Below are 867 nucleotides of genomic sequence, written 5' to 3'. Positions count from 1 at the left end.
TCGCCACACATGATCACGGCCATGAGCCGTGAGGCCTTCGTTGCCGATGCGTGGCAGGTGGTCGGCCGGAAGGTCTCAAAAGAACGCTTACTCTCAGATATTTACGCAACAGCGGTTGGTTCAGTGGGGTTACCCGTTCACCCGGAATCCGACGCCGTTCGTATGTTCCGCCTTGTGCTGGCCGAAGGCCGAAGCCTGGTTCGCCAGCGCAATGAGATCGAGGCCCGTGCCGTCGAGCTTCTGTCCGATCATCCCGATTACCAGCTTCTGACAACCATCCCCGGCATCGGCCCGATCAACGCCTTGACCATCCTGGCCGAAGCTGGCGATCTGCGCCGTTTCCGCCATCACCGCCAATTCCTGAAGTTCTGCGGCATGGACCTCGCCACCGTGCAATCCGGCATGTTCCGCGGCCAAAGCCGCATCTCGAAGTATGGCAACGCCCGACTTCGCAGAACCCTCTGGATGGCGGGCCAGGTTGCCGTGCTCAAACACACGAACAGCTTCCGCGACAAGTTCGAACGCTACATCGCGGGAGACCGACACAATGCCCATCTGCGCCGCAAGGCCTACACCGCAATCGCGGCCAAGATGGCGCGCACCGTACACGCCGTGGTCAAGCACGGCGAACCCTATCGCCCCTTCTTCGAGGGGGTGAGCCCAGGTGGAAGGACCCTTGTCTGATCAGAGCCGTGGAGGCAGTTCGCTGACCTCGTAGATAATGTTCAGGTCTTCCGCTTGGGATTTTGAATCTCGTCTTAAGGACGGTGAGGGCCGCCATCGCGCGTACCCTGTGTTTGCTATGGGAGAGACCGCTTCTTGACGGCGGAGACCGCCTGGGCAACCATATCAGGGCATCCGGGACAC

General features: G+C 60.7%; 1 protein-coding gene. It reads left to right on the top strand.

Features of this window, described 5'->3' with window-relative positions; all coding sequences use genetic code 11:
* The coding region (locus A3728_RS18715; RefSeq protein WP_150120883.1) for an IS110 family transposase at positions 1-684 on the top strand (684 nt) is incomplete at its 5' end.
* Positions 685-867: the final 183 nt, after the last annotated feature.

The sequence above is a fragment of the Sulfitobacter sp. HI0040 genome, assembly GCF_001634885.1.
GTDB lineage: Bacteria > Pseudomonadota > Alphaproteobacteria > Rhodobacterales > Rhodobacteraceae > Sulfitobacter.
This window is presented reverse-complemented; position numbering and strand designations above follow the sequence as displayed.